Genomic DNA, 25,474 nt, shown 5'->3' on the forward strand with positions numbered 1-25,474 from the left:
ATGGAGCTTCTCGATGCCCACCTCGTGCCGGCGGTGGACGGAGTGGCCTACGGGCTGCTGCTGTTCGTGGTCGCCGCCGGCCTGAGTCTCGCGTTCGGCACGGCCGGCGTGCTGAACCTCTCGCACGGCACGCTGTACGCGATCGGCGCCTACACCGGCGCCGAGCTGAGCGACGGAACCTGGGGCGGCCTCGCCCTCGGGCTGGCCGCGGGCACCGCGGCGGCCGCCCTCGCCGGGGCGGGGCTGTCCGCCGCGACGGTTCCGCTCGCCCGGCGTGGGCATCTCGCTCAGGCACTGCTGACCTTCGGGATCGCCCTGGTCGGCGGTGATCTGCTCATCCAGCTCTTCGGCGCGGACGAGCTGCCGGTACGCGTCCCCGGGGCGCTCGACACCTCGGTCCACCTGCTGGGCCACCGCTACCCCGCCTACCGGCTCGGCTTCATCGTGATGGCCGTGCTGCTGGCGGGGTTCGGCACCTGGGTGCTCACCCGCACCCGGGTGGGGGCGGCGGTACGGGCCTCCGCCGACGATCCGCAGATGCTCGCGGCCACCGGCCACAACCCCCGGGCGGTGCACACCGGCGTCCTCGCGGCGGCGGGGGCGCTGGCCGGTGCCGCGGGGGTGCTCGGGGCCCCCATCATCGGCCCCGGCCCCGGCACGTCCGAGAACGTGCTGATGCTCTCCCTCGTCGTGGTGGTCCTGGGCGGGCTGCGCTCGCTGTGGGCCACGTTCGCGGCGGCGGTCGCCGTGGGCGAGGTGCAGACGCTGGGCGTCTCGGTGCTGCCGGAGCTGGCGCCGTATCTGCTGTTCGCCGCGATGGCGGCGGTGCTGGTGTTCCGCTCCCGCTTCGCGGAACCGGCGGCGGCGCACGGCCCCGAGGGCCCGTCGGCGGACCCGGTGACCCGGCTCCGCCGCCTCCTCGCGGCACGGCTGGGGACACGCCTCGGGGCACGTACCCGTCAGACCGGTGCTCGGGCCGGTGCGCGGCAGGCCCGTACGCAGGAGGCGCCCGGCAGGCTGGGGGCGTGGGTGCGCGGGGCCGCATGGCGCCGGGCGGCCCCGCTGCTCGTCCTGCTCATGGTGCTGATCGCGCTGCCCGGGCTGCTCGACTCGTACAGCATCTCGCTGGCCGGCTCCGCCCTGGCGCTCGGGCTCCTCGCGGTCAGCGTCACGATCCTGACCGGCTACGCGGGGCTGCCGACGCTCGGGCAGACCGCGCCGTTCGCCGTCGGCGCGTACGCCACCGCCAATCTGGCGGACGCCGGCTGGACGGTGGGCCCGGTCCAGGTCGTCCTGTCGGCGCTCGCGGCCGCCGTGTTCTCGGCGGTGACCGGGCCCGCCGTGATCCGGGCCCGCGGCACCACCGTGCTGATGATCACGCTCGCGGTCGGGGAGCTGGCCAGTGCGGTCATCAACCAGTTCAAATCCGTCACCGGCGGCGCCGACGGCCTCGTCGGCTTCCCCGCCACCCAGGCGCTGTGGGGCGGCGAGGGGATGACCGACGAGAGCGAGCTCTACACCTACGCGCTCGTCGTCGCCGTCGTCGCGGTCGCCCTGACCCTGCTGGTGCTGCGCTCCCCGGCCGGGAAGCTGCTGACCGGCACCCGGGGCGCCGAGGCGCGGATGCGGGCCTCGGGGCATCCGGTGGGGCGCTATCTGCTGGTGGCCCACATCTGCGCCGGTGCGCTGGCCGGGGTCGGCGGCTCGCTGATGGTCAGCGTGCAGCAGTACCTCTCCCCCGCCGACGTCGGCTTCGAGATCGCCGCGTTCGCGCTGCTGGCGGCCGTCATCGGCGGCACGACCTCCGTGATCGGCGCCCTGCTGGGCGCCGGGCTCATCGTCTTCACCCGGGACTGGGTCGCCGGTTCCTGGCCCGGGCACGGACCGCTGCTGCTCGGGGCGCTGTTCATCGCCGCCGTGTACCTGCTGCCGCGCGGCCTGGCCGGTCTGCGCGGCGCGCCACGCCCGGCCGCACCCCTGCCCCTGTCCACCGGGAAGGCCGCCCCATGACGCCCGCGCACACCGAGGCACCGGCACCGCCCGTGCTGGACCTCGACCACCTCACCCGCCGCTACGGCAGCCTCACCGCCGTCGACGACGTCAGCCTCCGGCTCCCCCCGGGCGCCCGGCACGCCGTCATCGGCCCCAACGGCGCCGGCAAGACCACCCTGCTCAACCTGATCGCGGGCACCGACCGGCCCGACCGCGGCACCATCGCGCTCAACGGTACGGACATCACCCGGACGGCCACCGCGAAGCGCAGCCGGCTCGGGATCGCCCGCAGCTTCCAGCAGCCGTCGGTGATCTCCGAACTGACGGTGCTGGAGAACGTCGTCCTGGCGGGCTGGCCGCACCACCCCAGGCGCCGGGGCGCCTGGCGCAGCCCGTCGCGCTACCGGCTGCACGAGGAGTCCGCGGCCCGCCATCTGGAGACGGTCGGGCTCGCCGATCTCGCCCACCGGCCGGCCGGCACGCTCTCCCACGGCCGGCGGCGCATGCTGGACATCGCCGCCGCGCTGGCCGGCGAGCCCCGGCTGCTGCTCCTGGACGAGCCGGCGGCCGGGCTGACCGACGGCGACATCGGCCGGCTGCTCGCGATCCTGGGCGGTCTGCCGGACAGCGTGGCGGTCGTCCTGGTCGAGCACCATGTCGAGGTCGTCGCCCAACTCGCCACGTCCGTCACCGTGCTGGCCGCCGGGCGGGTCCTGGTGACCGGCCCGACCGGGGAGGCGCTGGCCCACCCCGAGGTCCGCGACGCCTACCACACCACCGGTGCGGCGGCCGGTGGCGAACCCGCCGTCGCCGGACCGTCCCCCACCGACGCGAGAGGATGACCCGGCCCACGATGCTCGAAATCACCGGCCTGACCGCGGGCTACCACGGCGGCACCGTCCTCCACGGCCTGGACCTGTCCGTCCCCGCCGGCACGGTCCACGCCGTCGTCGGCCACAACGGCGCGGGCAAGACCACCCTCGTGCACACCGTCGCCGGACTGATGCGCCCCGACGCGGGGACCGTACGGCTGGGCGGCCGGGAGGTGACGGGGCAGCCCGCGCACCGGATCGCGCGCGCCGGGATCGGTCTCGTCCCGCAGGGCCGCCGGGTCTTCGCGGGCCTCACCGTCGCCGAACACCTGCGGCTGTCCCACCGCCCGCCGCGCCGGGGCGACACCGAGCGCCCCAGCGTGTGGACGCCCGCGCGGGTCCTGGAGCTGCTGCCCCGGCTGGGCGAGCGCCGGAGCAACCGGGGGACACAGCTGTCCGGCGGCGAGCAGCAGATGCTGGCCCTGGCCCGCGCACTGCTCGGCTCCCCCAGCGTGCTGCTGCTCGACGAGCCTACCGAGGGCCTCGCGCCCGCCCTGGTCCGTCAGGTCCACGAGCTGGTGACCACGCTGGCCGACGAGGGCATCGCCGTCCTGCTGGTCTCCCCGAGCCCGGACCGGGCGGCCGAGTGCGCCGACACGCTCACGGTGCTGACCTCGGGGCGGGTGGCGCTGCGGCAGGACGGCGCGGCCGCCCGTACGGACGCCTCCGCCCTGCACGCCGCGCTCGAACTGGCGCCGGCGGGCCGCTGAGCGCACGCGGCAACGGAGGGGGCGGTGACCGGTTCCGGTCGCCGCCCCCGCCGCGTCCTACTTGACCTTCAGGCTGTGGCCGCCGAAGCCGCTGCGCCGGTCGGAGCCGCTGTTCTGGTCCTGCCACCACGCGTCGAACTCCGCCTGCTCCATGGCCGACCAGTCCGGGGTGTCCTCGACCTGGGCGCTGCCCATGCGGCGGGCGAGCGCGACCATGGCCGCCCCGACCGCGCCCCGGCCGGCGTCGTACCGGTCCAGGACCTCCTTCCAGCTCTCCCCCGCCACCCAGGCGGCCTCCAGCGCGGTGGCGTCCTGGAGCGCCTTCACGCTGCCGCCGCCGATGTGCGGCCGGGCCACACTCGCCGCGTCGCCGACGAGCGCCATCCGCCCGGAGGTGTAGTGCGGGACCTCCAGGTCGTAGATCGGCTGGATGAAAGTGGTCTCGGCGGGCGTGCGCAGCACTCTGGCCGCCCAGTACGAGGGAAAGTTTTCAGCCACAAGTGCGCGCAGGTGCGCGGTGAGTTCCGCGTTGAGCCTGCCCGGCGGAAGCGAGGTCGGGGTCCGCAGATCGGGGTGGAGACCGTCGACCTGCGGGGGCGCGGTGTAGAGCACCCAGTTGAGCCGGTGCCCGCCGTCGCCGTCCGGGATGCGGTAGATCATGCAGTGGCCGCCGGGGAAGACGATGTTGTGCGCGGAACGCCCGTCCGAGGGCAGGCCCTCGACGTCGGACGAGGTGCCGCGCCAGCCGATGTACCCGGCGTACGAGGGCGTGATGCCGGGGAACATGGCCTCGCGGACGACGGAGCGGTAGCCGTCGGCGCCGATCACGACGTCGAAGTGCTCCTCGTATCCGTCGGCCAGCCGCAGCGTCACTCCGTCGTCGTCCGGCTCCACACCGGTGACCACGGCGCCGGAGCGGTACGTGACGCCCTCGGGCACCCGGCGGCGCAGCTCGCTCCACAGGGAGCCCCAGTTGTAGGCGCGGAAGGGAAACGGCTGCTCACCGATGGCCCGCCCGTGCTCCGCGTCGCCGTCGCGCACGCTCCACACGCGCTGGTCCAGCGGCGCCCAGGGCATCTCGGGGGCCACGTAACCGGCGTCCCTCAGCTCGTCGTAGCGGTCGCTGTGCAGGGCGATACCCACGCCGCGGTCCCGGAGTTCGGCGTCGGCGCGCTCGAAGACGGTGACCTTGCCGGCGCCCCCGCGCGACGCGGCCAGGGCCGTGGCACACCCCGCTATGCTGCCGCCGACCACGGCGATGCTGCCTCCACGCATGACTGGTTCTCCACTCACTTGGTGTCCCGGCCGCCGTCGTGACCGCTGCCGGTCCGACGCGTCCGTTCGGAATTCCGCTTGCTCGCAGCTCGTTGGCCCGTTCCCGGTGGTCAGGGCCCCGACCGGATCCTATCGAGGAGCGGTCTGACGACCGGCGGCGCGGGGGGTTCCGTTTTTCGCCGTCGACTGTCCATCAGGCGGGCTTCTCCGTGCGCGACTTGGTCATATGCCATTAGGGTTCTGTCATGTCTCCTTCGCCGGATGCCACGCCGGTCAGCAGCCGGCCGGACCCGGTGTCCGCGGCGGTCCGTGGCGTGGAACAGCCGGACAAAGCCCTTGCGGAACATCGCACTTGCACTTGCACGGGCTGTCGCGATTATCATCCTGGCCATCGTCTCTTCCCTCCGGCGGACGTGACTGCCGAACGACGCCGGTTTCCCGAGGGCCGGAGTCGCGGTGAAGGGCGCCTGGGCGCCCCGCTGACCGCAAGGGTTGTCGGCGCGAAAGGCCTGTTCCGTCATCCGTGGCGCACCGGCTCCCACCACTCGATCCGACCTGCGGCAGGTGACGAACAGCGGTGATTGTCCGGCGAAATCCGGCACCGCTCTTCACAGATGCGAAGCCCCTCTCCCCTGCGGGCCGCCCCCACGGCCGACCGACCCCGGATGCCCGGGTACTACGGAGTCCAGACACGATGCAACGCTCCCCCGGCAGCGGGTACCACGGCCCCGGCGGCATGCGGACCGGCACGCGCGCCGGCGTCGGCGCCGGCGGCGGAACCGTCTCCCCGATTCTCGCGAGGACCTGATGACCGAACTGATACTGACCCTGGTCGCGCTGGCGGCCGGTGCCGGCGCGTCGCTCCACTTCGCGCGCAGGGCCCGCGCCCAGCAGCGCCGCGCCGACGAACTCCAGCACCAGCGCGAGCAGCTGACCCAGCAGCTGCGGGCTGCCGAGCAGTTCGTGGCGTACATCGCGCACACCGTCATCCAGGCGGCCGCTTCGGAGGCGCAGACGGGCCGTCCGTACCAACTCGACCTCGCGATACCCCCGCAGCTGGCCCACACCCAGCTCGCCAACGGTCTCAGCGCCCTCGCCGGCCAGGTCCGCTCCGCCATCACCATGACCGGCCAGCTCGCGCACAACGCGGCCGAGGAACAGCTGGCCCAGGTCTGGGCGGAGACCGAGCGCCAGGTCGCCCAGGCCAAGCAGGAGTCGGTGGACGTGGCCCGGGCCGCCGTGCGGGCCTTCGCCTCCAGCACGGTGCAGCGCGCCGCGAAGCTGAGCAGCACGATCAGCTCGGGCGTGCGCCGGCATGTGTCGGACGACGCGTACGCGACGCTGGTCGAGATGGACCACCTGGCCCAGCAGATGCTGCTCACCGCGTCCGGGTACGGCGTGCTGGCCGGTGACAAGCTCTCGCGGCGCTGGCCCGCGACCACCCTCACCGACGTCGTGCGCACCGCCATGGGCCGCGTCGAGGGCTATCAGCGCATCCAGCACACGGACCTGGAGTCCTTCGCGGTGCAGAGCCAGGCGGTGGAGGCGGTCGTCCACGCCCTGGCCGTCCTGCTCGACAACGCGCTGCGGTACTCACCGCCCAACGCCCGGGTGCACGTCTCCCTGGAGCACGGGGCGAACGCCGCCTTCCTGGTCGTGGACGACGCCGGCCTCCGGATGGAGGACGAGCGGCTGACCTGGGCGCGCGAGGTGATGTCCGGCGAACAGCGCGACGACATCACCAAGCTGGGCGCCTACCCGCAGACCGGTCTGCGGGTCGCCTCGGTGCTCGCCGCCCAGTACGGCTTCCGCGTCGAGCTGACGGCGCCGAACCTGTACGGCGGCACCCGCGCGATCATCGTGCTGCCGCAGGAGCTGCTGACGACGCCTCAGCCGGCCCGGCCGGTCTCCGCGCAGCCCGTGCCCGCCGTCCGCAGGGCCGCCGTGGCGGCCGCCCCGTCGCCCTCGCCGTCGTACCGGGAGTCGCAGGTGCCGTCACCGTCACAGCCGGAGCAGGCCCCGCGGCAGGAGCCCGAGCGGGAGCCGCAGCCGTCGGCCGCGTCCACGACGCCCAGCGGACTCACCGTCCGCAAGCGCGCGGTGCGCCCCGCCGCCACCCGGCCGGGCCCGGAGCCGGTGGAGCCGGGCAGTCCCGCCGTGGCCGCCGCCTGGCTGGCCGGCAGCCGCGGCATCCGGGACAACCAGAACACCCCCCGTACGGACGAAGGACGTTGATCATGTCGGACACCCACTCGAACACCTTGGGCTGGCTGCTTGACGAGCAGCTGGGATCCGTGGACGGCGTCCGGTACGCCGTGCTGATGAGCGGCGACGGACTGCTCAAGGCCCGGACCAAGACCATCGGTCAGGAGGACGGCGAGAAGCTGGCCGCCCTGACCGCCTCGCTGCGGGCATCGGGCCGCGCGTGGGACGACTTCACGGGCGGGCAGGGCGTACGCCAGCAGCTGATCGAGTCCGTCGCGAACATCGGACTGACCACCGCGGCCGGGCAGAACACGATGCTCTCCGTCGTCACCGACGGCCCGCACGCCGACGTCGGCCTGATCAGCCACCACATGGCCCTGCTCGTCGTGCGCCTGGGCGAACAGCTCGGCACCAAGGAGCGCACGCCGCTCCTGCAGCCGGAGAACGGCTCCGTGGCATGAGCGGGCCCCGGCACGACCCGGACATGGTCAGGCCCTACGTCCGTACGGGCGGACGGGTCCGCCCTGACCGGGACGTGCGCCTGGAGAGCGTCGTCGTCGCCACGACCGGCGCCACCCAGGAACTGGGGCCGGACACCCGCCGGGTGATGAGCCTGTTCGCGGTGGGCCGGGGCGGTCTCGCGGTGGCGGACATCGCCGCCGCGCTCCAGCTGCCGCCCTCCACCATCCGCATCCTCGTCTCCTCCCTCATGGACAGCGGCCACCTGGCCAGCCCGGCCCCCGCCGAGGCCGACCAGCCCGAAAACGACATCCTGCAGAAGGTGCTTGATGGACTACGAGAACTGGTCTGATTCACCGGCCGCCGTCTCGTACGTGCCGACGACGGTGACCCAGTCCGCGAAGATCGTGATAGCCGGCGGCTTCGGCGTCGGCAAGACGACCTTCATCGGCAGCGTCTCCGAGGTCAGGCCGCTGCGGATGGAAGAGCCGATCACCGAGGACAGCGTCGGTGTGGACGACCTGCGCGGCAAGCCGAACAAGACCACCACGACCGTGGGCATGGACTTCGGCCGTATCCACCTGGCGCAGGGCGCGCTCGCCCTGTACCTGTTCGGGCTGCCCGGGCAGGTCCGCTTCCAGCCGCTGTGGGAGGACATGGCGCAGGGCGCGCTCGGCTGTCTCGTCCTCGCCGACACCCGCGACCTCGACGCCAGCCACGGCGCCCTCGGGCTGCTGGAGTCCCAGGGCATCCCGTACGCCGTCGCGATCAACGTCTTCCCCGGCGCCCCCGAATACAGCCCCGACGAGCTCCGCCAGGCACTCGCCCTGGACCCGGAGACGCCGCTGACGACGTGCGACGCCCTCGATCGCGCGTCGTGCATCTACGCCCTCATCACGCTCACGGAATACCTTGCCGCGCGCCGCGCGGCCATCTCCCTGGAGCCCACGCCATGACGTCCCCCAGCTCTGCTCCCCCGGCCCCGGGCAGGATCGCCCTGTACGAACCGGGCTTCGCCGCCGACCCGCACGCCGCCTACGCGCGGATGCGGGCGACGTACGGCCCCCTGGTGCCCGTCGAGCTGTCCCCCGGCGTCCCCGCCACCCTGGTGATCGGCTACGCCCAGGCCCGCCGCATCCTCAACGACCCGCTGTACTTCCCCTCCGACCCCCGGGTCTGGCAGCAGGAGATCCCGGCCTCGTGCCCGGTGCGCCCGATGATGGAGTGGCGGCCCAACGCACTGCGGAGCAGCGGCCCGGCGCACTCCCGCTACCGGGCGGCGAACACCTCCGCCATCGACGCCGTCGACCAGCACGAGCTGCGGGCCCGGGTGGAGAAGCTCGCCTCGAGCGCGATAGCCGACTTCATCGGTGTCGGCAGCGCCGATGTGCTCACCCAGTACGCCTGGCCGATCGCCTTCCGGATCCTGAGCTCGCTGCTGGGCTGCCCCGACGAGATCGGGGCGCGCATCGCCGACGGCATGTCGCGGATCTTCGAGGCCACCGACGCCGAGCAGGGCAACCAGATCCTCGGCCAGGCCGTGGCCGACCTCGTCTCGCTGCGCCGGCACCACCCCGACGACGACATCACCTCCCGCCTCATCGCCCACCCGGCGCAGCTGAGCGACGAGGAGATGGGCCACCAGCTCGTCACGCTGTACGGCGCCGGCATCGAGCCGCTGACCAACCTCATCGCCAACACCCAGCTGAAGATCCTCACCGACGACGACTTCTCCGCCGGGCTGCACGCGGGCCACTCCACCGTGCGCGACGCCCTGGACGCCGTCCTCTACACGGACCCGCCGATGGCGAACTACTGCATCAGCTACCCGCCCTACCCGGCGGACATCGACGGGGTGCTGCTCCCGGCCCACCAGCCCGTCGTCATCTCGATGGCGGCCTGCAACAACGACCCCGAGCTCACCCAGGGCCAAGGCGCCATCGCGGGCAACCGGGCCCATCTGGCCTGGAGCATCGGCCCGCACACCTGCCCGGCCCGCTCCCACGCCTATCTCATCGCCGAGACGGCGGTCAGCTACCTCCTGGACGCCCTGCCCGAGATGGACCTCGCGGTCCCCGCCGCCGAGCTGCGCTGGCGGCCGGGTCCCTTCCACCGCGCTCTGGAATCCCTCCCCATCGTCTTCACCGCCTCCCGATGAAGGAACTCACCATGTCCGAGCAGCCGATACTCGTCCTCGACCCCTACGGCTCCGACCGCCACGCCGAGTACCAGGCCCTGCGCGAGCGCGGTCCGGCGACGAAGGTGGACATCCTCGGGGTGACCGCGTGGTCCATCACGGACCCCGCGCTTCTCAAGGAGCTCCTCACCAGCTCACAGGTCTCCAAGGACGCCAAGGCCCACTGGCCGGCCTTCGCCGAGACGGTGGCCACCTGGCCGCTCGCGCTCTGGGTCGCGGTGAACAACATGTTCACCGCGTACGGCGGCGACCACCGCCGGCTGCGCCGCATGGTGGCCCCCGCGTTCAGCGCCCGCCGCATCCAGGACCTGCGCACCTCGGTGGAGAAGGTCGTCAGCGGCCTCCTGGACGAGCTCGGCTCCCGGCCCGCCGGCGAGGTGACCGACCTGCGCAAGGAGCTGGCCTACCCGCTGCCGATCGCGGTGATCGGCCAGCTCATGGGCGTACCCGAGGACCAGCTCGACGGCTTCCGCGCCGTGGTCGACGGTGTCTTCGACACCACCCTGACGATCGAGGAGGCCACGGCCAACACGGCCGGGCTGTACGGGGCCCTCGACGCCCTGATCGAGTCCAAGCGCGCCGAGCCGGGCGACGACATGACCTCGCTCCTCATCGCCTCCCGCGACGAGGAGGGCGACGGCGGCGGCCTCACCGGCGAGGAGCTGCGCGACACGCTGCTCCTGATGATCTCCGCGGGCTACGACACCACGGTCAACGTGATCGACCAGGCGATCACGGCCCTGCTGACCGACCCCGCCCAGCTCGCCCACCTGCGGGCCGGCCGCGCGGACTGGAACAGTGTCGTCGAGGAGACCCTGCGCCACGAGCCCGCCGTCAAGCACCTGCCGCTGCGCTACGCCGTCTCGGACATCCCCCTGCCCGACGGCGGGCAGATCGCCCGGGGCGAGGCGATCCTCGTCTCCTACGCCGCCGCCAACCGCCACCCAGACTGGCACGGCGAGAGCGCCGACACCTTCGATGTCACCCGCCCCACCAAGGACCACCTGGCCTTCGGCCACGGCGTCCACTTCTGCCTCGGCGCCCCCCTGGCCCGCCTGGAGGTCGCCACGGCCCTCCAGCAGCTCTTCGACCGCTTCCCCGACGCGGAGCTCGCCCTCCCGGCGAACGAACTCCAGCCCCTCCCGTCCCTGATCAGCAACGGCCACCAGACCCTGCCGGTACGGCTGCGACCGGTGGCGGGCTGACCGCCTGCCGCCCGGAACCCCGCCCGCCCCCTGAACGACCACCGACCGGTCGTGCAGGGGGCGGGCGGGGTTCTCATGCCGGGTCCGTCACCTGCCTTCGCGTGGTCCGGACGATCAGACCGCCGACGACCGCGAGGCCCAGCAGGACGGCGCCGAAGATCGTCGCGCCGTTCGTCAGCCCCACCGCGTCGCTGAGGTATCCGGCCGAGACCGGCAGGATCCCCGCGGGGATGTAACCACCCACGTTGAGCGCGGCGTTGGCCTCGGCCAGACGCCGCGGCGGGACACCGGAATTGAGCAGTGACAGGCCTCCGAGCTGGCCCATGCCCTGACCGGCGCCGGCGAGCAGGGCGGAGGCGATCAGCACCGCCACCTCCGAGGACCGGACGGCGGCAATGAGCGCGATCATGCTCAGTGCGGTGCTCGCCGCGCCGGCCGTGAGGACGGCACGCCGGCTCAGCCGCTGCACGGCGAACTGCACGCCGGTGGCGGTGAGGAACATCGCGAACGCCATGGCTCCGGCGACGATCCGGCTGGTCGTGCCGAGCAGTCCGGACAGAAGGGAGGGCCCGAGCGAGAGCACGAAGGAGGTGGCGGTGATGCCCGGCGCGAAAACCGCTGTCCCGAGGGCCAGTTGACGTCCGTTGCCACGCGGGACTCCGGGCACACGCATCCAGGCGCCCTTGGCACGCACTGCGGGTCGGCGCACGGGCATGCGCAGCACCGCGAACACCGCGGTGAGCAGAAGGACAGCTTCGACGGCGAAGACGGTGACGGTCGGCGCGGGCGCCGTCTCGGAGAGCACGCCGGCCAGCAGAGGGCCGAGCCCGGCTCCGAAGACCATCGCGCAGGAGGCGAGCAGCGCGGCGATCCGCTTGCGCTCGGGACCTGCGACGTCGGTGACGGCAGCCATGCCGGCCGAGACGACGGCGCCGACCGCGATCCCGGTGAAGAGCCTCGCGACGATCAGCGCGCCCACACTGCCGGCTGTCGCGAAGATCAGGCAGGCAGCCAGCGCGAGCCCCAGGGCGGGCAGCAGAACGGGCTTGCGGCCGACACGGTCGGAGACCACGCCGGAGACGAGGAGCGAGCCGACGAGGCCGACGATGTAGAAGGCGAACACCACGGTCAGGGTGCCCTTGGAGAACCCGATATCGCGCTGCCACAGCACATACAGCGGTGTCGCCGCGTTCGAGAGCACGAACACGGCGGTGACCGGCCAGGCCGCCAGCCACACCCACCACAGCGGCGCGACGGACCGCCCGTCGGGTTGCGGTGCACCTCTTCGCCCCTTCCCCTCGACGGACTGGACGGACGCGGTCCGGGCCTCGGACATGACAATTCCTCCCGATCTTCCCTGCCGGCACCCCCAGCAGTACGAGTCGAGTCGAACTTAGCATGCAGTACGATAGAAGTCGTACAAGGGAAATGCATTGCCGTCCTAAGGAGCCGCCTGTGTCCCCGACCGCCGGGCATGCCTTCAAGGTGATCGCCGCACCGTCCGAACTGCCCGAACCGCTGCCGGAACCGGCCGTCGACGACCTGCGTCTCGAAACCGTGCTGGGCGCGCTCAGCGACCCGCTCCGCCTGACCGTCGTCCGCAAACTCCTCCTGGAGTCCGAGGCCTTCGATCACACCTGCGGCTGGTTCGGTTTCGACCGGCCCAAGTCATCCCTCACCCACCACTTCAAGGCACTGCGCGAGGCGGGCGTCACGCGCCAGCGCCAGTACGGACTCGAGCGCCGCAGCCACGTACGCGTCGACGACCTGAACACACGCTTCCCCGGCCTCCTCGACCTGGTCGCGGCCTGGACCCCGCAGGGCTGAGGAGGGCGGTCCGGCCACCTGGGGACCCACTCTGCGGTGACGGCCAGGAGCGGGGCAGGGCGGGGCGAGTTCGTGCGATGCGGAGATCCGACCGGGGCGTACGGCGCGCGAGCGCGCAGACGCACCATTCCCAGCCGCACGGTGTGACCGAAACGCATCGATTCCTCAACCACTCCGGCCGGTTGTCCTACGCTTTGCCTACGCCCCCCCGAACGGGGATTCGATGTGTCGTGAAGGGTTTCGCGCCTCGTGGCCGGCATCGGTGTCCGCAGAGTCGCCGGGCCGGGACCACTGTGGTGAGGCGACCGTCGAGGGAGCCAGGAGGCGCCCCGGTGCGAGCGCCGCCGGTGCCGGGGAAAACCGGGAAGAGTTCACCCGGGCGCTGGACTCGGTCGCCGAGCAGATCGGCCCTGTCGCCCCCTGGCAGATGTTCGCCCCCTCCGAAGAACTGGAGCCCCGTTGAACACATCACCGCCGAACTCCACGGACGACCCTCCGCACCGCCTGGACCCCGCAGGGGGCTGCCCGCACGCGGCCAACGCCCGGCTGCTGGCCCGGGGAGCGGTGACGCCGGTGGTCCTCCCCGGCGAGGTGCCGGGGATGGCCGTGCTGGGCCACGACGCGCTGAAGGAATTCCTCGCGCACCCCGATGTCGCCAAGAACGCGCAGCACTTCACCGCGCTCCAGGCCGGGGAGATCGCCGACGGCTGGCCGCTGAAGACGTTCGCCACGGTGCAGGGGATGACGACCGCGGACGGCGCCGACCACCGGCGGCTGCGGTCGCTGATGAGCAAGGCGTTCACGGCCCGGCGCGTGGAGGAACTGCGCCCGCGCATCCAGCAGTTGACGCTCCGCCTGCTGGACGGCCTGGAGGCGGCCACCACCGGGGACGGCGTCGTCGATCTGCGCACCCACTTCGCGCTGCCGCTGCCGATGGGCGTCATCTGCGAACTGCTGGGCGTGGACGGGGCCCACCACGGCCGGCTGCACGACCTCTCCAACCAGATCGTGGCCACGGACATCGGCCCGGCCGAGGCGATGGCGGCCAACCGGGAGATGGTGGAGATCCTGAGCGCGGTCGCGGCCGCCCGGATGGCCGATCCCGGGGACGACCTCACCAGCGCGATGATCGCGGCCCGCGAGGAGAGCGGCGACCGGTTCAGCCCGCACGAGCTGATCGGCACACTGATGCTGACCATCATCGCGGGCCACGAGACGACGCTGAACCTGATCACGAACGCCGTACGCGCCCTGTGCACCCACCGGGACCAGCTCGACCTGGTCCTCTCCGGCGGGGCAAGCTGGGCCGACGTGGTGGAGGAGACCCTGCGCTGGGACAGCCCGGTCAGCTACTTCCCCTTCCGCTACCCGACCCGCGATCTGACCCTGGACGGCACGGTGATCCCCCAGGGCACCCCGGTCCTCGCGGGCTACTCGGCGGCCGGCCGCGACACGCGGGCCCACGGCCCGGACGCGGCACGTTTCGACATCACCCGCGCCGGCGCGTCCCGCCATCTCTCCCTGGGACACGGCGCGCACTACTGCATGGGTGCGCCCCTGGCCCGTCTGGAGGCCACCACCGCCCTGGAACAGCTCTTCACCCGCTTCCCGGCCCTGGACCTCGCGCTCCCGGACACGGAACTGCCGCGCCATGCCTCGTTCGTGGGAAACAGCGTGCGGAGGTTGCCGGTGCGGCTGAGGGCGTGAGGGAGCACCGCTTCCCGCACATCCCTCAGCCCGGACCCGGTTGCGCCTGGGCAGGTCAAGAGGACCCCGGGACTGCGGGTGGGGCCGTGACGCGCCGGGCGGGGCCTCGGAGAAAAATTCGCAGCCGGTGTCCACGAAGGGCGTTCCCGCATCTGTACGGGAAGAGGTGCCGAGGGATAGCGTCACCCCGAGCAGTCGGGCTGAATCGTTTCAAGCATCTTTCGGCTCCCTGGTCACCTCCTGCCGACACCGTCGAAGAGTGAGCCGCCATGACATCGAACCATGCGCACGCGAACGTCCCCGAGATCGGCCCCGCCAGACGTACGGTCCTCGCGGCCGGCACAGCAGCCGTCGCGTTGTCCGCAACCGGAATCGCGGGCGCAGGCCGCGCGTCGGCGGCAACCGCCGGGACCGCGCCCCGTCCGCATCCCGGTGCCGTACCGCCGCGCCCCGGCACCGGTTGGCAGCGGTACGTGCAGGCACCGGCCTCCCGCACCGTGCGCCCCGTCCGCACGACGGCATCGACAGGTGACGTCCTCCGCCCCGAGGCACTGCTGAAGCCGGGCGGCCCCGCGACGGTACTGCGCAGGGCCGAGCCCTCCCCCGCTCCCCGCTGGCCGGAGGGGACCACGGCCGAGGCATCCTCCACTCATCCCGGCAACAACGGCGGCGACGGGCAGCCCCGTACATACGACGCCTCGCACGCCATCGACGGGGACCCGCAGACTTTTTGGAACGATGACACGCAGGGCGCCTTTCCCGATGTCCTCACGGTGACGCTGCCCGCCGAGCGAGAGCTGAGCGGCATCACCATCGTCTCCAACAGCGACGGCGTGCCGACCGACTTCACCGTCGACGTGTGGCACGAGAACGCGTGGAAGAGGGCCGCCACTCGCTCCGACAACGATGTCATCCAGTGCGCGGTGCCGTTCACCGCTCCGCTGCCCGCCACCAGGGTGCGCATCACGGTGAGCGGGGTGCAGGACACTCCGAGCGGCGCGTTCACCCGCATCAACGAGGTGTGGCCGGAGGCGGTCGAGGCGGACGAACCACCGAGCGTGACCGTCGACTTCGGCAAGGTCGTCGTCGGGTACCCGCGCGTCCGGTTCGCCGGCGCGTCGGACAATTCCCCAGGGGTGCGCCTCGCGTTCTCCGAGACCAAGCAGTTCCTCACCGGCCGCAGCGACTTCACGCGCAACGACCAGGCAGGCGGGACGAGCAAGGGCACGGACCAGTTCGCGGTGCCCGCACGCGGCGCCGACTGGCTGGACCACAAGGGCTTCCAGGCCGGGGACAAGGTGTTCGCGGACGGACTGCACGGCTTCCGCTATCTCAAGATCACGCTGGATGCGCTGTCGTCGGACGCACCTGCCGCCCAGCCCTGGGGCACGGTCGAAGTCGACAGTGTGAGCCTGGAATTCAGCGCGTACCTCGGCGCCCCCAGCACGTACCGCGGCTGGTTCCTGTGTTCCGACGACGAGCTCAACCGCTTCTGGTACGGGGCCTCGTACACCAATGAGCTCGTCACCGACACCTTCCGCCGCGACGACGTCGACCCGCGCGCCGCCTGGAGCGCGTCGCTGGAGGGCAAACTCGTCCTGCACGACGGCCCGAAGCGCGACCGCGACCCCTATGTCGGCGACCTCGCCGTGTCGGCCCGCACCCTGTATCTCACGCACGACGATGCCGGGGCCGCCGCCCGCAACGTTCTCGCCGACCTGGCCGAGCACCAGCGTGCCGACGGCTGGATTCCGCCGGCCTCGATCAACAACTACACGTTGCCGCTGTTCGACTATCCGCTGTGGTGGGTGACGTGCAGCTGGGACTACGTGCTCTACACCGGCGATCGCGCCTACGCCACCCGCTACTACCCGAATCTGGTGAAGGTCCTCGACACCTGGTACCCGAGCGTCACCGACGACGCGGGACTGCTGAGCAAGGGACTCAACGGCACGGGCGGATACGGGGACTACGCCTTCCTCAACCGCACCGGACGCATCACCTACTACAACGTCAACTACGTCCAGGCTCTCCGGGACGCCGCCCGACTCGCACGCTGGCTCGGGCACACGGACGACGCGGACCGCTGGAACGAACGGGCGGGGCAGGTCGCCGAAGCGGTCAACGCGCATCTGTGGGACGAGAAGGCGGGCGCCTACCTCGACTCCTCGACGGGTCCGGTACGGCACGCCCAGGACGGCAACGCGATCGCCATCACTGCCGGGGTCGCGGACGCCGGCCGGGCCGCCACGGCCCTCGCTCATCTCGACGCCACCACGCGGCAGCAGTACGGCAACGCGTTCATGGACAACGACACGATCTTCGACGGTGCCTCGCAGCGGGTGTACGCCTTCACGTCGTATCCGGAGATCGTCGCCCGCTTCGAGGCCGGGCGGGCCGACTCGGCGCTGGACCAGATCCGGCGCACGTACGGATGGATGGACCGCCACGACCCCGGCATCACGCACTGGGAGGGCATCGGTCCGGGCGGCTCACTGTACGAGGGCGCATACACCAGCATGGCGCACGGCTGGTCGACCGGCGTGCTGCCCGCGCTGACCCATCAGCTCCTCGGCGCCCTGCCCCTCTCCCCCGGCTACGCCACCTGGCAGGTGCGGCCGCATCCCGGCGACGTGGCCTGGGCGCAGGGACAACTGCCCACACCGCACGGCCCGTTGGCCGTGGAATGGAACACCGCCGGCCCGGGCTTCACGCTGACGGTACGGGTGCCGAGAGGAACGCGCGGCTCTGTCGCCCTGCCCGGTGAGCCCACACGGCTGCTCGTGCGTCAGGGACGGCGCGTGCTGTGGGACGGACGCCGGCCAGCCTCCCAAGCCACCCGGGTGGAGGCCGGGCGGGTCACCGTGACGCTGCTCGGCGAGGGAACACATACCTTCACGGCCGTACCCGCCCCCTGACCAGCACGGCCGAAGCGCGGTCACGGAAAGGTGCCCCGGAGGCCCGGGGATGCGCCGCCCGGGCCTCCGGGTCACCGTTCCGTGACCGCGCTTGGGCCTGCGAGCGGCGCACGCACACATGTGCCGCGCCGTTGCCGCCCGCTGACGGGTCCTCAGCAGTGCTCAACACCTCTGCATCACCAGTGGCGGACGAAGGCGTACGCCCTGCCCTCAGTCCATGCCCTTCTTGCCCGGCGTCCAGAACGGCTTGGTCAGGACCGCGCGCCGGTCCCACCCGGCCTCCTGGAGCACCCGCCGCACCGCTTGCACGTCCCGCGCCTCCCCGGCGACATACGCGATCCCGCCGGGTTCGGGGGCGAGGCGACGTACCGCGTCCGGCAGTGACGTCTCGCCCCGGAGCACCCAGTCGAGCCGGTCGCCGCCCACCAGCGGCAGCCGGTCTGCGGCTGTCGCCGTCTCGACGCACCCGGAGACGGTGGCCTCCCCGGGCAGCGCCGCGAGCATCGCACCGAACGCGACCGAGGCCGTCTCGTCGCCGACGAAGAGGTGGCCGGCGGCATCGGGACGCAGCGTGAAGGTCCCCTCGGGCCGCCGCAGCCGCACCTGTTCGCCTGGTGCGACGGTGCGGCCCCACCGTGCGCCCGGCCCGCCCGCCGCGTGGTCCAGTACGCACAACTCGACGCCGCCGGACGGGTCGTAGCGCCAGATCGAGTACGTACGGAGGGTGAGCCCGCCGACCAGGACGCGCACCTGCTGGCCCGGCTGGACCTCCAGACCGGCCAACTGCCCGCCTTCGATGCGCAGCCGACGCATCCGGGCGGTGACCTGCTCGGCCTCGGTGACGGTGCCGCGTACGGTCAGAAGATCGAGGACGGGGTTCAGGACAGCGGACATGAAGGGCTCCTCAACGGGGCGGGTTCTCGTACTCAGCGGAAGACTGAACGCGATAGTACGCATTTACGAGAACTCGCGATAGTGCGCGTTGCGACGCCGTCACCGCAACCGGCGGAACGACCGTGCGCGGGGCCGGGCCCAGCCCAGGCCGGAGCCCAGCCCCGCCCCGGTACGACGGGAACGAGGCCGCCACGCGGAGGGCAGGACCGTCTCGCAATGACGTCCCGGGCGCCTTCGCCAGGTGGAACACCGTCCAGGTTCCCGCGACGGCGGGGATACGGAGCAGGAGTGCCTCCGGATCAGTGAGATCAGGAAGGACGGAGTCGGCGCCCTCCGCGGCCAGTTGTCGGGCGGAGGCGGCCCCTGAGGCCACGCCGATGACCTTGGTGGCGCGGCTGAATTGGATGCCGTACACAGCCGCCGCTCTCGCCTGAGCGATGCCCACGGGGCCGGCCGGTCAGATTCGCGAGGCGTTCGGTCTCGTCCCACGGCCTCCCGGTACACCGGCCGGCCGGTGCCCGGGCGCCTGCGGGACCTCAGGACGGGCCTCGAACGAGCGTCAAGGCATCGCCCACACCGCGCACAGTACGCGCAAGCAAAACCGCAGGTCAGGCACCCTTAGCCACCGGCTCCAGAATCGCCACGCACTCCACATGATGCGTCATCGGAAACAGATCGAACGCCCGCAGCGTCCGCACCCGGTACCCGCCCTCCGCGAAGTACGCCAGGTCCCGGGCCAGGGCCGCCGGGTCGCAGGCCACGTATGCGATGCGGCGGGCGCCCAGGGCGGAGAGCTGCTTGACCGTGGACTTGCCGGCTCCCGCGCGGGGCGGGTCCAGGACGATCAGGTCGGCCTCGGTGATGCCCGTGCGGGGCAGGATCTGGTCGACCTTGCCGTGTTCGATGCGGACCCGGTCGAGGTCCTTGAGGTTGTGGCGGGCGTCCTCCACCGCGCGCTTGCCGGACTCGATGCCGAGCACCGCGCCCTTCTCGCCGAGGCGTTCGGCCAGGGAGCCGGCGAAGAGGCCGACGCCGCAGTACAGGTCGAGGGCGGTCTCGCCCTTGCGCGGCATCAGGCCCTGCATGACGGCCTTGACCAGGGTGTAGGCGGCCTGTGGGTGGACCTGCCAGAAGCCGCCGGAGCCGACGCGGTAGGTGCGGTCGTCGGCGCGCTCGCGGACGAAGCCGCGGCCGTGGACGCGGTGCACGCCGCCGTCGCGCTCGTCCACGCGCAGGACCGAGACGGGCTTGTCCAGCTCCACCAGCGGGAGGCGGCCGCCGGCGCGCGGGGTGAGGATGACCTGGCGGTCGTTGGAGCCGGTGGCGGCGATCGCCTCCACCGCGGCCATCTGGGGCCAGTCCTGCTTCTCGATACCGAGCTCCGAGACACCGGGCGCGGCGATCATGCAGTGGTCGATGATCTCGATGTCGTGCGAGCGGTGCTTGCGCAGGCCGACCCGGCCGTCCTCGTCGATCGCGAACTGGACCCGGGTGCGCCACGCCGGCACCTCGCCCGCCGGGAGCTTGTCGCCCTCGGCCGGCATGACCGTGCCGTCCCAGCCGGCCTCCTCGGGGGTCAGGCCCGCCAGGCGCTGGAGCTGCTCGGCGATCACCTCGCCCTTGAGCCGGCGCTGGGCGCCCGGCTTGGCGTGCTGCCAGTCGCAGCCACCGCACTTGCCGGGGCCGGCGAACGGGCAGGGGGCCTTCACCCGGTCCTTGGACGCCTCGATGATCTCCACCGCGTCGGCGCGCAGGAAGCGCGAGCCGCTCTCGCCGTCCGTGATCCGGGCGACGACCTTCTCGCCGGGCAGGGTGTGGCGTACGAACAGGACCTGGCCCTCGGCCGTGCGGGCGATGCAGTGGCCGCCGTGCGCGACCGGGCCGACCTCGACCTCGTACTCCCGGCCCACCAGCGATTCGCCGGACTGCGACTCCCCGGACTGCGTCTGCGTCTCCCCGGTCTGCGGCGAAGTGGATTCGTTCTGCATGAGGGGAAGGCTCCAGAGATCAAGGGGGAACGGCGAACGGCGAACGGCCGGACAACAACCTACGAGTCTACGTGGGTGTCGTACGGCCGCTTACCAGGAAGACGGGACAGAAGACGGGGCAGGGGGGAGAAGACGGGGACAGAGCGCGAGGGGTCAGCCCTTGGGCGTGTGGTCCTTGGACCTGCGCTCCACCGGGCCGCGCCGCACCGAACCCGGCGCGCTCCAGTCCGCGCGCCTGCGGGCCCGCTTCTTGGCCGCCTCGGAGGACTCCAGCTGGTACGGCACCGAGGTGACCATCACACCGGGGGTGAACAGGAGCCGGCCCTTGAGCCGCAGGGCGCTCTGGTTGTGCAGCAGGTGCTCGTACCAGTGGCCGACGACGTACTCCGGGATGTACACGCTCACGACGTCGCGCGGGCTCTCCCGGCGCAGGCCCTTGACGTACTCGATGACCGGGCGGGTCACCTCGCGGTAGGGCGAGTCGAGGATCTTCAGCGGTACGTTGATGCCGCGCCGCTCCCAGTCCTCCTTGAGCGCCTTCGTCTCGGCCGGGTCGACGCTGATGGACAGCGCCTCCAGATGGTCCGTACGGATCAGCTTCGCGTAGGCGAGGGCCCGCAGGGTGGGGCGGTGGAGCTTGGAGACCAGGACGATCGAGTGGACCCGCGAGGGCCGGATCGTCTCGTCCGTGGGCGCCTCGTCGGCGGCGATCTCCTCGGCGACCCGGTCGTAGTGCTTACGGATCGCGGTCATCGTGCCGTAGAAGATCACCATGCCGAGCAGGGCGACCCAGGCGCCGTGGGTGAACTTGGTGGCGAGGACGACGACGAGCACCAGACCGGTGAAGAAGGCTCCGAAGGTGTTGATCGCGCGGGAGCGGATCATGTGGCGGCGCTTGGCCTGGTCCTTCTCCACCCGCAGATGGCGGTTCCAGTGCCGGACCATGCCGGTCTGGCTCAGCGTGAAGGAGACGAACACCCCGACGATGTACAGCTGGATCAGCCGGGTCGAGTCGGCCCCGTAGATCACGACCAGCAGGATCGCGGCGCCGGCCAGCAGCACGATGCCGTTGGAGAAGGCGAGCCGGTCGCCGCGGGTGTGCAGCTGGCGGGGCAGATAGCGGTCCTGGGCGAGGATCGAGCCGAGCAGCGGGAAGCCGTTGTACGCGGTGTTCGCGGCCAGGAAGAGCACGAGGGCGGTGGCCGCGGCGAGGATCACGAAGAAGAACGTGCCGTCGCCGAAGACCGCGGCCGCGACCTGCGAGATGACGGGGTCCTGGACGAAGCCCGAACCGACCGGTGAGCCGTTGCTGACCAGGTCCTTCGCCGGGTTCTCGGCCATCTTGACGTCGGTGGCCATGGCCAGGCCGATGATCCCGCAGAACATGGTGACGGCCAGCAGGCCCATCATCGCCAGGGTCGTGGCGGCGTTCTTGCTCTTCGGCTTGCGGAAGGCCGGGACGCCGTTGCTGATCGCCTCGACACCGGTGAGCGCCGCACAGCCGGAGGAGAACGCGCGCAGCAGCAGGAAGACCAGGGCGAAGCCGGCCAGCCCCTGGTGCTCGGGTTTGATCGTGTAGTCGGCGGTCGGGGCGTGCATGGTGTCCCCGAGGACCAGTCCCCGGAACGCGCCCCAGGCGATCATGATGAAGACGCCGGCCACGAAGAGGTACGTGGGGATGGCGAAGAGCTTGCCCGACTCCTTGACCCCGCGCAGGTTCATCACGGTCAGCAGCACGATGGCGGCGACCGCGCAGCCCGTCTTGTGCTCGATGACGAAGGGGATCGCGGAGCCGAGGTTCTCCACCCCGGAGGCGATCGACACGGCGACGGTCAGGACGTAGTCGACCAGCAGGGCACTGGCCACGGTCAGTCCGGCCTTCGGGCCGAGGTTGGTGGTAGCGACCTCGTAGTCGCCGCCGCCGCTCGGGTACGCGTGCACGTTCTGCCGGTAGGACGCGACGACGGTGAACATCAGGACCACGACCGCGACCGCGATCCACGGGCTGAAGTGGTAGGCCGACACGCCCGCGATGGACAGCACCAGGAGGACTTCTCCGGGTGCGTACGCCACCGAGGACAGCGGGTCGGATGCGAAGACGGGGAGGGCGATGCGCTTGGGAAGGAGGGTCTCCCCCAGCTTGTCGCTGCGCAGCGCCCGTCCGATCAGGATCCGTTTGGGCACGTCGGTCAGTTTGGACACGCTGAGGATCGTAAGGCTTCGGTATCAGGCCTGCCCCCGCACCACCCGCGTGGCCCGCCAATCTCCTGCACTCGGCCCGGAATGCCGCGAAATCCTTAACGCGATCCTTGCACCGGGGCCCCCGTCGGCGGCCTGTCGACGGCCGGTCCGGGGCTCGTCCGAGGCGAGTCGGCGGCCCGGCGGCACACCCCGGCCGGCGTCGTCTTTGCCACAGTGCCCCCGTGATGAGCACACTCGAATGAGGCAACGCACCCGGCGCCGCATAAGCTCATCCTGGGCAACGGGACGAACCGTTGCCCCATTGTTTGCCCGGCCAGCCGAGGAAAGAGTGTGAGCAGGGTGTTTTCGCAGGTCAGCCGGACGACCAGGACTGCGAGGTAGGCGCAAGGTGCACATCGTCATCATGGGCTGCGGGCGAGTGGGAGCCGCTCTCGCGCAGACCCTGGAGCAGCAGGGGCACACGGTCGCCGTCATCGACCAGGACCCCACGGCGTTCCGGCGGCTCGGCTCCGGCTTCGGCGGGCGTCGGGTGACCGGGGTCGGATTCGACCAGGACACCCTCCGCGAGGCGGGGATCGAGGACGCGGGCGCGTTCGCCGCGGTGAGCAGCGGTGACAACTCCAACATCATCGCGGCCCGGGTGGCGCGCGAGATGTTCGGGATCGAGAACGTCGCGGCCAGGATCTACGACCCCCGGCGTGCCGAGGTCTACCAGCGCCTCGGCATCCCCACGGTGGCCACCGTGCGCTGGACCGCCGACCAGATGCTGCGCCGGCTGCTGCCCTCGGGCGCCGAGCCGCTGTGGCGGGACCCGAGCGGCGGTGTGCAGCTCGCCGAGGTGCACACCACCCCGTCCTGGATCGGCCACAAGATCAGCACCCTGCAGGAGGAGACGGGCGTGCGCGTCGCCTTCCTCACCCGGTTGGGCGAGGCCATACTGCCGTCCTCGCAGACGGTGCTCCAGGAGGGCGACCTCGTTCACGTGATGATGCGTACGGACGAGATCGCAAAGGTCGAGGCGGCTTTCGCCGAGGGCCCTGAGGAGGGCGGTCACTGATGCGTGTCGCGATTGCCGGGGCCGGAGCGGTGGGCCGTTCCATCGCCGCCGAGCTGCTGGAGAACGGGCACGAGGTGCTGCTCGTCGACAAGGCGCCGACCGCCATCTCCGTGGAGCGGGTACCGATGGCCGAGTGGCTGCTGGCGGACGCCTGTGAGATCACCTCGCTGGACGAGGCGGCGCTGCAGCGCTGCAACGTCGTGATCGCGGCGACCGGCGACGACAAGGTGAACCTGGTCGTCTCGCTGCTCGCCAAGACCGAGTACGGCGTGCCGCGTGTCGTCGCCCGGGTGAACAACCCGAAGAACGAGTGGCTGTTCAACGAGTCCTGGGGCGTCGACGTGGCGGTGTCCACGCCGCGTCTGATGTCGGCCCTGGTCGAGGAGGCGGTGAGTGTCGGCGATCTGGTCCGGCTGCTGCGCTTCAGTCACGGGGACGCGAACCTGGTCGAGCTGACGCTGCCCCCGGAGTCGGCGCTGGCCGGTACGCAGGTCGGGGACGTCGCCTGGCCCGAGGACACCTCGCTGGTCACGATCATCCGCGGGCAGCGGGTGCTGACGCCGAGCGCGGAGGAGAGCCTGGAGGCCGGTGACGAGCTGCTGTTCGTGGCCGCGCAGGCGCGCGAGGAGCAGCTGGAGGACCTGCTGTCGGTACGCCGGGGCGACCCGGAGAAGTAGCCGTCAGGGACATGCGAGACATGTGAGAGGGGCCCGTGACCGTCGGCGGCGGTCACGGGCCCCTCTCACATGCGTACGTGGGTGCGGGTGTCCTCAGAACTCCCGGCTGCGGGCCGCCTCGGCGGCGGCCGCTTCCTTACGGGCCTTCTCGGCCTTCTCCTCGGCCTCCATCTCGGCGAAGACGTCGATGGGCGGCGGCGCCTTGGCGAGGAAGACCCAGGTGAGGTAGACCGCCAGCAGGAACGGCGGGATCTTCAGGGCGACCAGGACCCAGCCGAACTGGGTGGTGTCGGCCCACCAGTACAGCGGGAAGAGGATCGCGCACTTGGCCAGGAGGATGAGCCCCCAGGCGTAGCTGGCCTTGGCGTAGGCCTTCTTGCGGCCGGGGTTCCGGGTGCGCCAGGAGAGGTTCTCCTTGAACACCGGGCCCAGGATGAGGCCGATCAGCGGCAGGCCGGCGAGCGTGGTGACGAGATAGGCGAGCGCCAGGCCGAGCGTGTAGATCATGCCCGGCAGATAGAAGTCCTTGGCGTTGCCCGTCATCTTGGCGAAGACCACGCCGAAGGCCACCCCGAAGACACCGCTGAAGGCGTGCTTGACGGTGTCCCTGCGGACCAGGCGGACGACCACGAGCACCAGCGACACGGCGACGGCCGCGATGGCCGAGTTCGTCAGGTTCTTGTCGATGGTGAAGATCGTGACGAAGAGCAGTCCGGGCAGGACTGTCTCCACCATGCCGCGGATGCCGCCGAAGGCCTCGAAGAGGGCTGCCTCGGTGACCGCCTTGGCGTCGGCCTCCTGCTGGTCGGTGGTGCGGTCCGTGTCGGACGTCGGCTTGTCGAGAGACGTCACCGGCTACTCCTTGCCGAGCGGTCGGAGTTCGTATTTGGGGTTGAACAGCACCCGGCGCCCGTGACTCATGGCGATCCGGCCGGAGGCGATGAGCTTGCGGCCCGGCTCTATGCCCATGATGGAGCGGCGTCCGAGCCAGACCACGTCGAGCGGTGCGGTGCCGTCGAAGAGCTCCGCCTCCAGGGCGGGCACTCCGGCGCGCGGTCGCAGGGTGACCGTCCGCAAGGTACCAGTGACCTTCACGATCTGGCGGTCGGTGCACTCGGAGATCCGGGTGCACCCCGATGCCTGCGAGTCCTCCTCCAGCTCCTCGCACTCCAGGTCCTCCTGGGAGCTGGAAAGCCGGTCGAGCATCCGTCGGAAGCGCCCGGACGGCCGCTCGGCCTTCTGGGACTTCTCGAATCGAGGAACAGCACTCATACCCGAAGGGTACCGGT

21 protein-coding genes are annotated in these 25,474 nt (G+C 71.7%); 14 read left to right on the plus strand and 7 right to left on the minus strand.

Going from position 1 to position 25,474, the window contains the following annotated elements:
- Genes RLT58_RS08410 through RLT58_RS08420 form a run of 3 tightly spaced genes read left to right on the plus strand, consistent with a single transcriptional unit; the run spans position 1 to position 3,574 of the window.
- Complete coding sequence (locus RLT58_RS08410; protein ID WP_311309776.1) at positions 1–2,010, plus strand: branched-chain amino acid ABC transporter permease; 2,010 nt, start codon at positions 1–3, stop codon at positions 2,008–2,010.
- On the plus strand, positions 2,007–2,834 hold the full coding sequence (locus RLT58_RS08415) for an ABC transporter ATP-binding protein (protein WP_311309777.1): 828 nt from the start codon (positions 2,007–2,009) through the stop codon (positions 2,832–2,834). Before RLT58_RS08410 ends, RLT58_RS08415 begins: the two co-directional genes overlap by 4 nt.
- Before the next feature lie 11 nt (positions 2,835–2,845).
- Entirely contained in the window at positions 2,846–3,574 is a 729-nt protein-coding gene (locus RLT58_RS08420; protein ID WP_311309778.1) for an ABC transporter ATP-binding protein, read from the plus strand.
- 57 nt (positions 3,575–3,631) lie between these two features.
- Here RLT58_RS08420 and RLT58_RS08425 read toward each other — a convergent pair whose 3' ends face one another.
- Positions 3,632–4,849 carry an FAD-dependent monooxygenase gene (locus RLT58_RS08425; protein ID WP_311309779.1) on the minus strand — a complete coding sequence of 406 codons (1,218 nt, stop codon included), beginning with the start codon at positions 4,847–4,849 and terminating at the stop codon, positions 3,632–3,634.
- Between the two features lie 807 nt (positions 4,850–5,656).
- Between RLT58_RS08425 and RLT58_RS08430 the strand changes: the two genes are divergently transcribed.
- The 6 genes from RLT58_RS08430 to RLT58_RS08455 are packed head-to-tail and all read left to right on the plus strand — an operon-like array spanning position 5,657 to position 10,915.
- A complete protein-coding gene (locus tag RLT58_RS08430; protein WP_311309780.1) occupies positions 5,657–7,084 on the plus strand; it encodes an ATP-binding protein in 1,428 nt (475 codons plus the stop codon).
- Between the two features lie 2 nt (positions 7,085–7,086).
- Complete coding sequence (locus RLT58_RS08435; protein WP_311309781.1) at positions 7,087–7,515, plus strand: roadblock/LC7 domain-containing protein; 429 nt, start codon at positions 7,087–7,089, stop codon at positions 7,513–7,515.
- A 23-nt stretch (positions 7,516–7,538) separates the two neighbouring features.
- Positions 7,539–7,865, plus strand: a complete 327-nt coding sequence (locus RLT58_RS08440) for a DUF742 domain-containing protein (RefSeq protein WP_311314445.1) — start codon at positions 7,539–7,541, stop codon at positions 7,863–7,865.
- The gene (locus RLT58_RS08445; RefSeq protein WP_311309782.1) at positions 7,843–8,469 is read left to right on the plus strand and encodes a GTP-binding protein; all 627 of its coding nucleotides are present in this window, start codon (positions 7,843–7,845) and stop codon (positions 8,467–8,469) included. The genes RLT58_RS08440 and RLT58_RS08445 overlap by 23 nt, the downstream gene beginning before the upstream one ends.
- The gene (locus tag RLT58_RS08450) at positions 8,466–9,671 is read left to right on the plus strand and encodes a cytochrome P450 (protein WP_311309783.1); all 1,206 of its coding nucleotides are present in this window, start codon (positions 8,466–8,468) and stop codon (positions 9,669–9,671) included. The genes RLT58_RS08445 and RLT58_RS08450 overlap by 4 nt, the downstream gene beginning before the upstream one ends.
- 11 nt (positions 9,672–9,682) lie before the next feature.
- A complete protein-coding gene (locus RLT58_RS08455) occupies positions 9,683–10,915 on the plus strand; it encodes a cytochrome P450 family protein (protein ID WP_311309784.1) in 1,233 nt (410 codons plus the stop codon).
- Positions 10,916–10,988: 73 nt separating this feature from the next.
- Here the strand turns inward: RLT58_RS08455 and RLT58_RS08460 are convergent, their stop codons facing one another.
- Positions 10,989–12,251 carry an MFS transporter gene (locus tag RLT58_RS08460; protein WP_311309785.1) on the minus strand — a complete coding sequence of 421 codons (1,263 nt, stop codon included), beginning with the start codon at positions 12,249–12,251 and terminating at the stop codon, positions 10,989–10,991.
- A 92-nt stretch (positions 12,252–12,343) separates the two neighbouring features.
- Here RLT58_RS08460 and RLT58_RS08465 point away from each other — a divergent pair, with 92 nt between their 5' ends.
- The 3 genes from RLT58_RS08465 (at position 12,344) to RLT58_RS08475 (ending at position 17,367) form a co-directional block, all read left to right on the plus strand.
- A complete protein-coding gene (locus tag RLT58_RS08465; RefSeq protein WP_399131144.1) occupies positions 12,344–12,742 on the plus strand; it encodes an ArsR/SmtB family transcription factor in 399 nt (132 codons plus the stop codon).
- A 459-nt stretch (positions 12,743–13,201) separates the two neighbouring features.
- Positions 13,202–14,449 (plus strand): cytochrome P450 family protein, encoded by a 1,248-nt coding sequence (locus tag RLT58_RS08470; protein WP_311309787.1) that lies wholly within the window; start codon positions 13,202–13,204, stop codon positions 14,447–14,449.
- 269 nt (positions 14,450–14,718) lie between these two features.
- Complete coding sequence (locus tag RLT58_RS08475) at positions 14,719–17,367, plus strand: alpha-L-rhamnosidase-related protein (RefSeq protein ID WP_311309788.1); 2,649 nt, start codon at positions 14,719–14,721, stop codon at positions 17,365–17,367.
- Between the two features lie 210 nt (positions 17,368–17,577).
- Here RLT58_RS08475 and RLT58_RS08480 read toward each other — a convergent pair whose 3' ends face one another.
- The 3 genes from RLT58_RS08480 to RLT58_RS08490 form a co-directional block, all read right to left on the minus strand.
- Positions 17,578–18,261 carry a siderophore-interacting protein gene (locus RLT58_RS08480; RefSeq protein ID WP_311309789.1) on the minus strand — a complete coding sequence of 228 codons (684 nt, stop codon included), beginning with the start codon at positions 18,259–18,261 and terminating at the stop codon, positions 17,578–17,580.
- Positions 18,262–18,869: 608 nt separating this feature from the next.
- Complete coding sequence (locus RLT58_RS08485; protein ID WP_311309790.1) at positions 18,870–20,249, minus strand: class I SAM-dependent RNA methyltransferase; 1,380 nt, start codon at positions 20,247–20,249, stop codon at positions 18,870–18,872.
- A 153-nt stretch (positions 20,250–20,402) separates the two neighbouring features.
- Positions 20,403–22,451 carry an APC family permease gene (locus tag RLT58_RS08490; protein WP_311309791.1) on the minus strand — a complete coding sequence of 683 codons (2,049 nt, stop codon included), beginning with the start codon at positions 22,449–22,451 and terminating at the stop codon, positions 20,403–20,405.
- A gap of 388 nt (positions 22,452–22,839) precedes the next feature.
- Between RLT58_RS08490 and RLT58_RS08495 the strand changes: the two genes are divergently transcribed.
- Positions 22,840–23,508, plus strand: coding sequence for a potassium channel family protein (locus tag RLT58_RS08495; RefSeq protein ID WP_311309792.1), 669 nt, complete (start codon positions 22,840–22,842; stop codon positions 23,506–23,508).
- A complete protein-coding gene (locus RLT58_RS08500) occupies positions 23,508–24,185 on the plus strand; it encodes a potassium channel family protein (protein WP_311309793.1) in 678 nt (225 codons plus the stop codon). The genes RLT58_RS08495 and RLT58_RS08500 overlap by 1 nt, the downstream gene beginning before the upstream one ends.
- 93 nt (positions 24,186–24,278) lie before the next feature.
- Here the strand turns inward: RLT58_RS08500 and RLT58_RS08505 are convergent, their stop codons facing one another.
- Both RLT58_RS08505 and RLT58_RS08510 read right to left on the minus strand, forming a co-directional pair.
- Positions 24,279–25,037, minus strand: a complete 759-nt coding sequence (locus RLT58_RS08505; protein WP_311309794.1) for a DUF3159 domain-containing protein — start codon at positions 25,035–25,037, stop codon at positions 24,279–24,281.
- A gap of 3 nt (positions 25,038–25,040) precedes the next feature.
- On the minus strand, positions 25,041–25,457 hold the full coding sequence (locus RLT58_RS08510) for an OB-fold nucleic acid binding domain-containing protein (RefSeq protein WP_311309795.1): 417 nt from the start codon (positions 25,455–25,457) through the stop codon (positions 25,041–25,043).
- Positions 25,458–25,474: the final 17 nt, after the last annotated feature.

This window comes from Streptomyces sp. ITFR-16 (assembly GCF_031844705.1).
Taxonomy (GTDB): domain Bacteria; phylum Actinomycetota; class Actinomycetes; order Streptomycetales; family Streptomycetaceae; genus Streptomyces.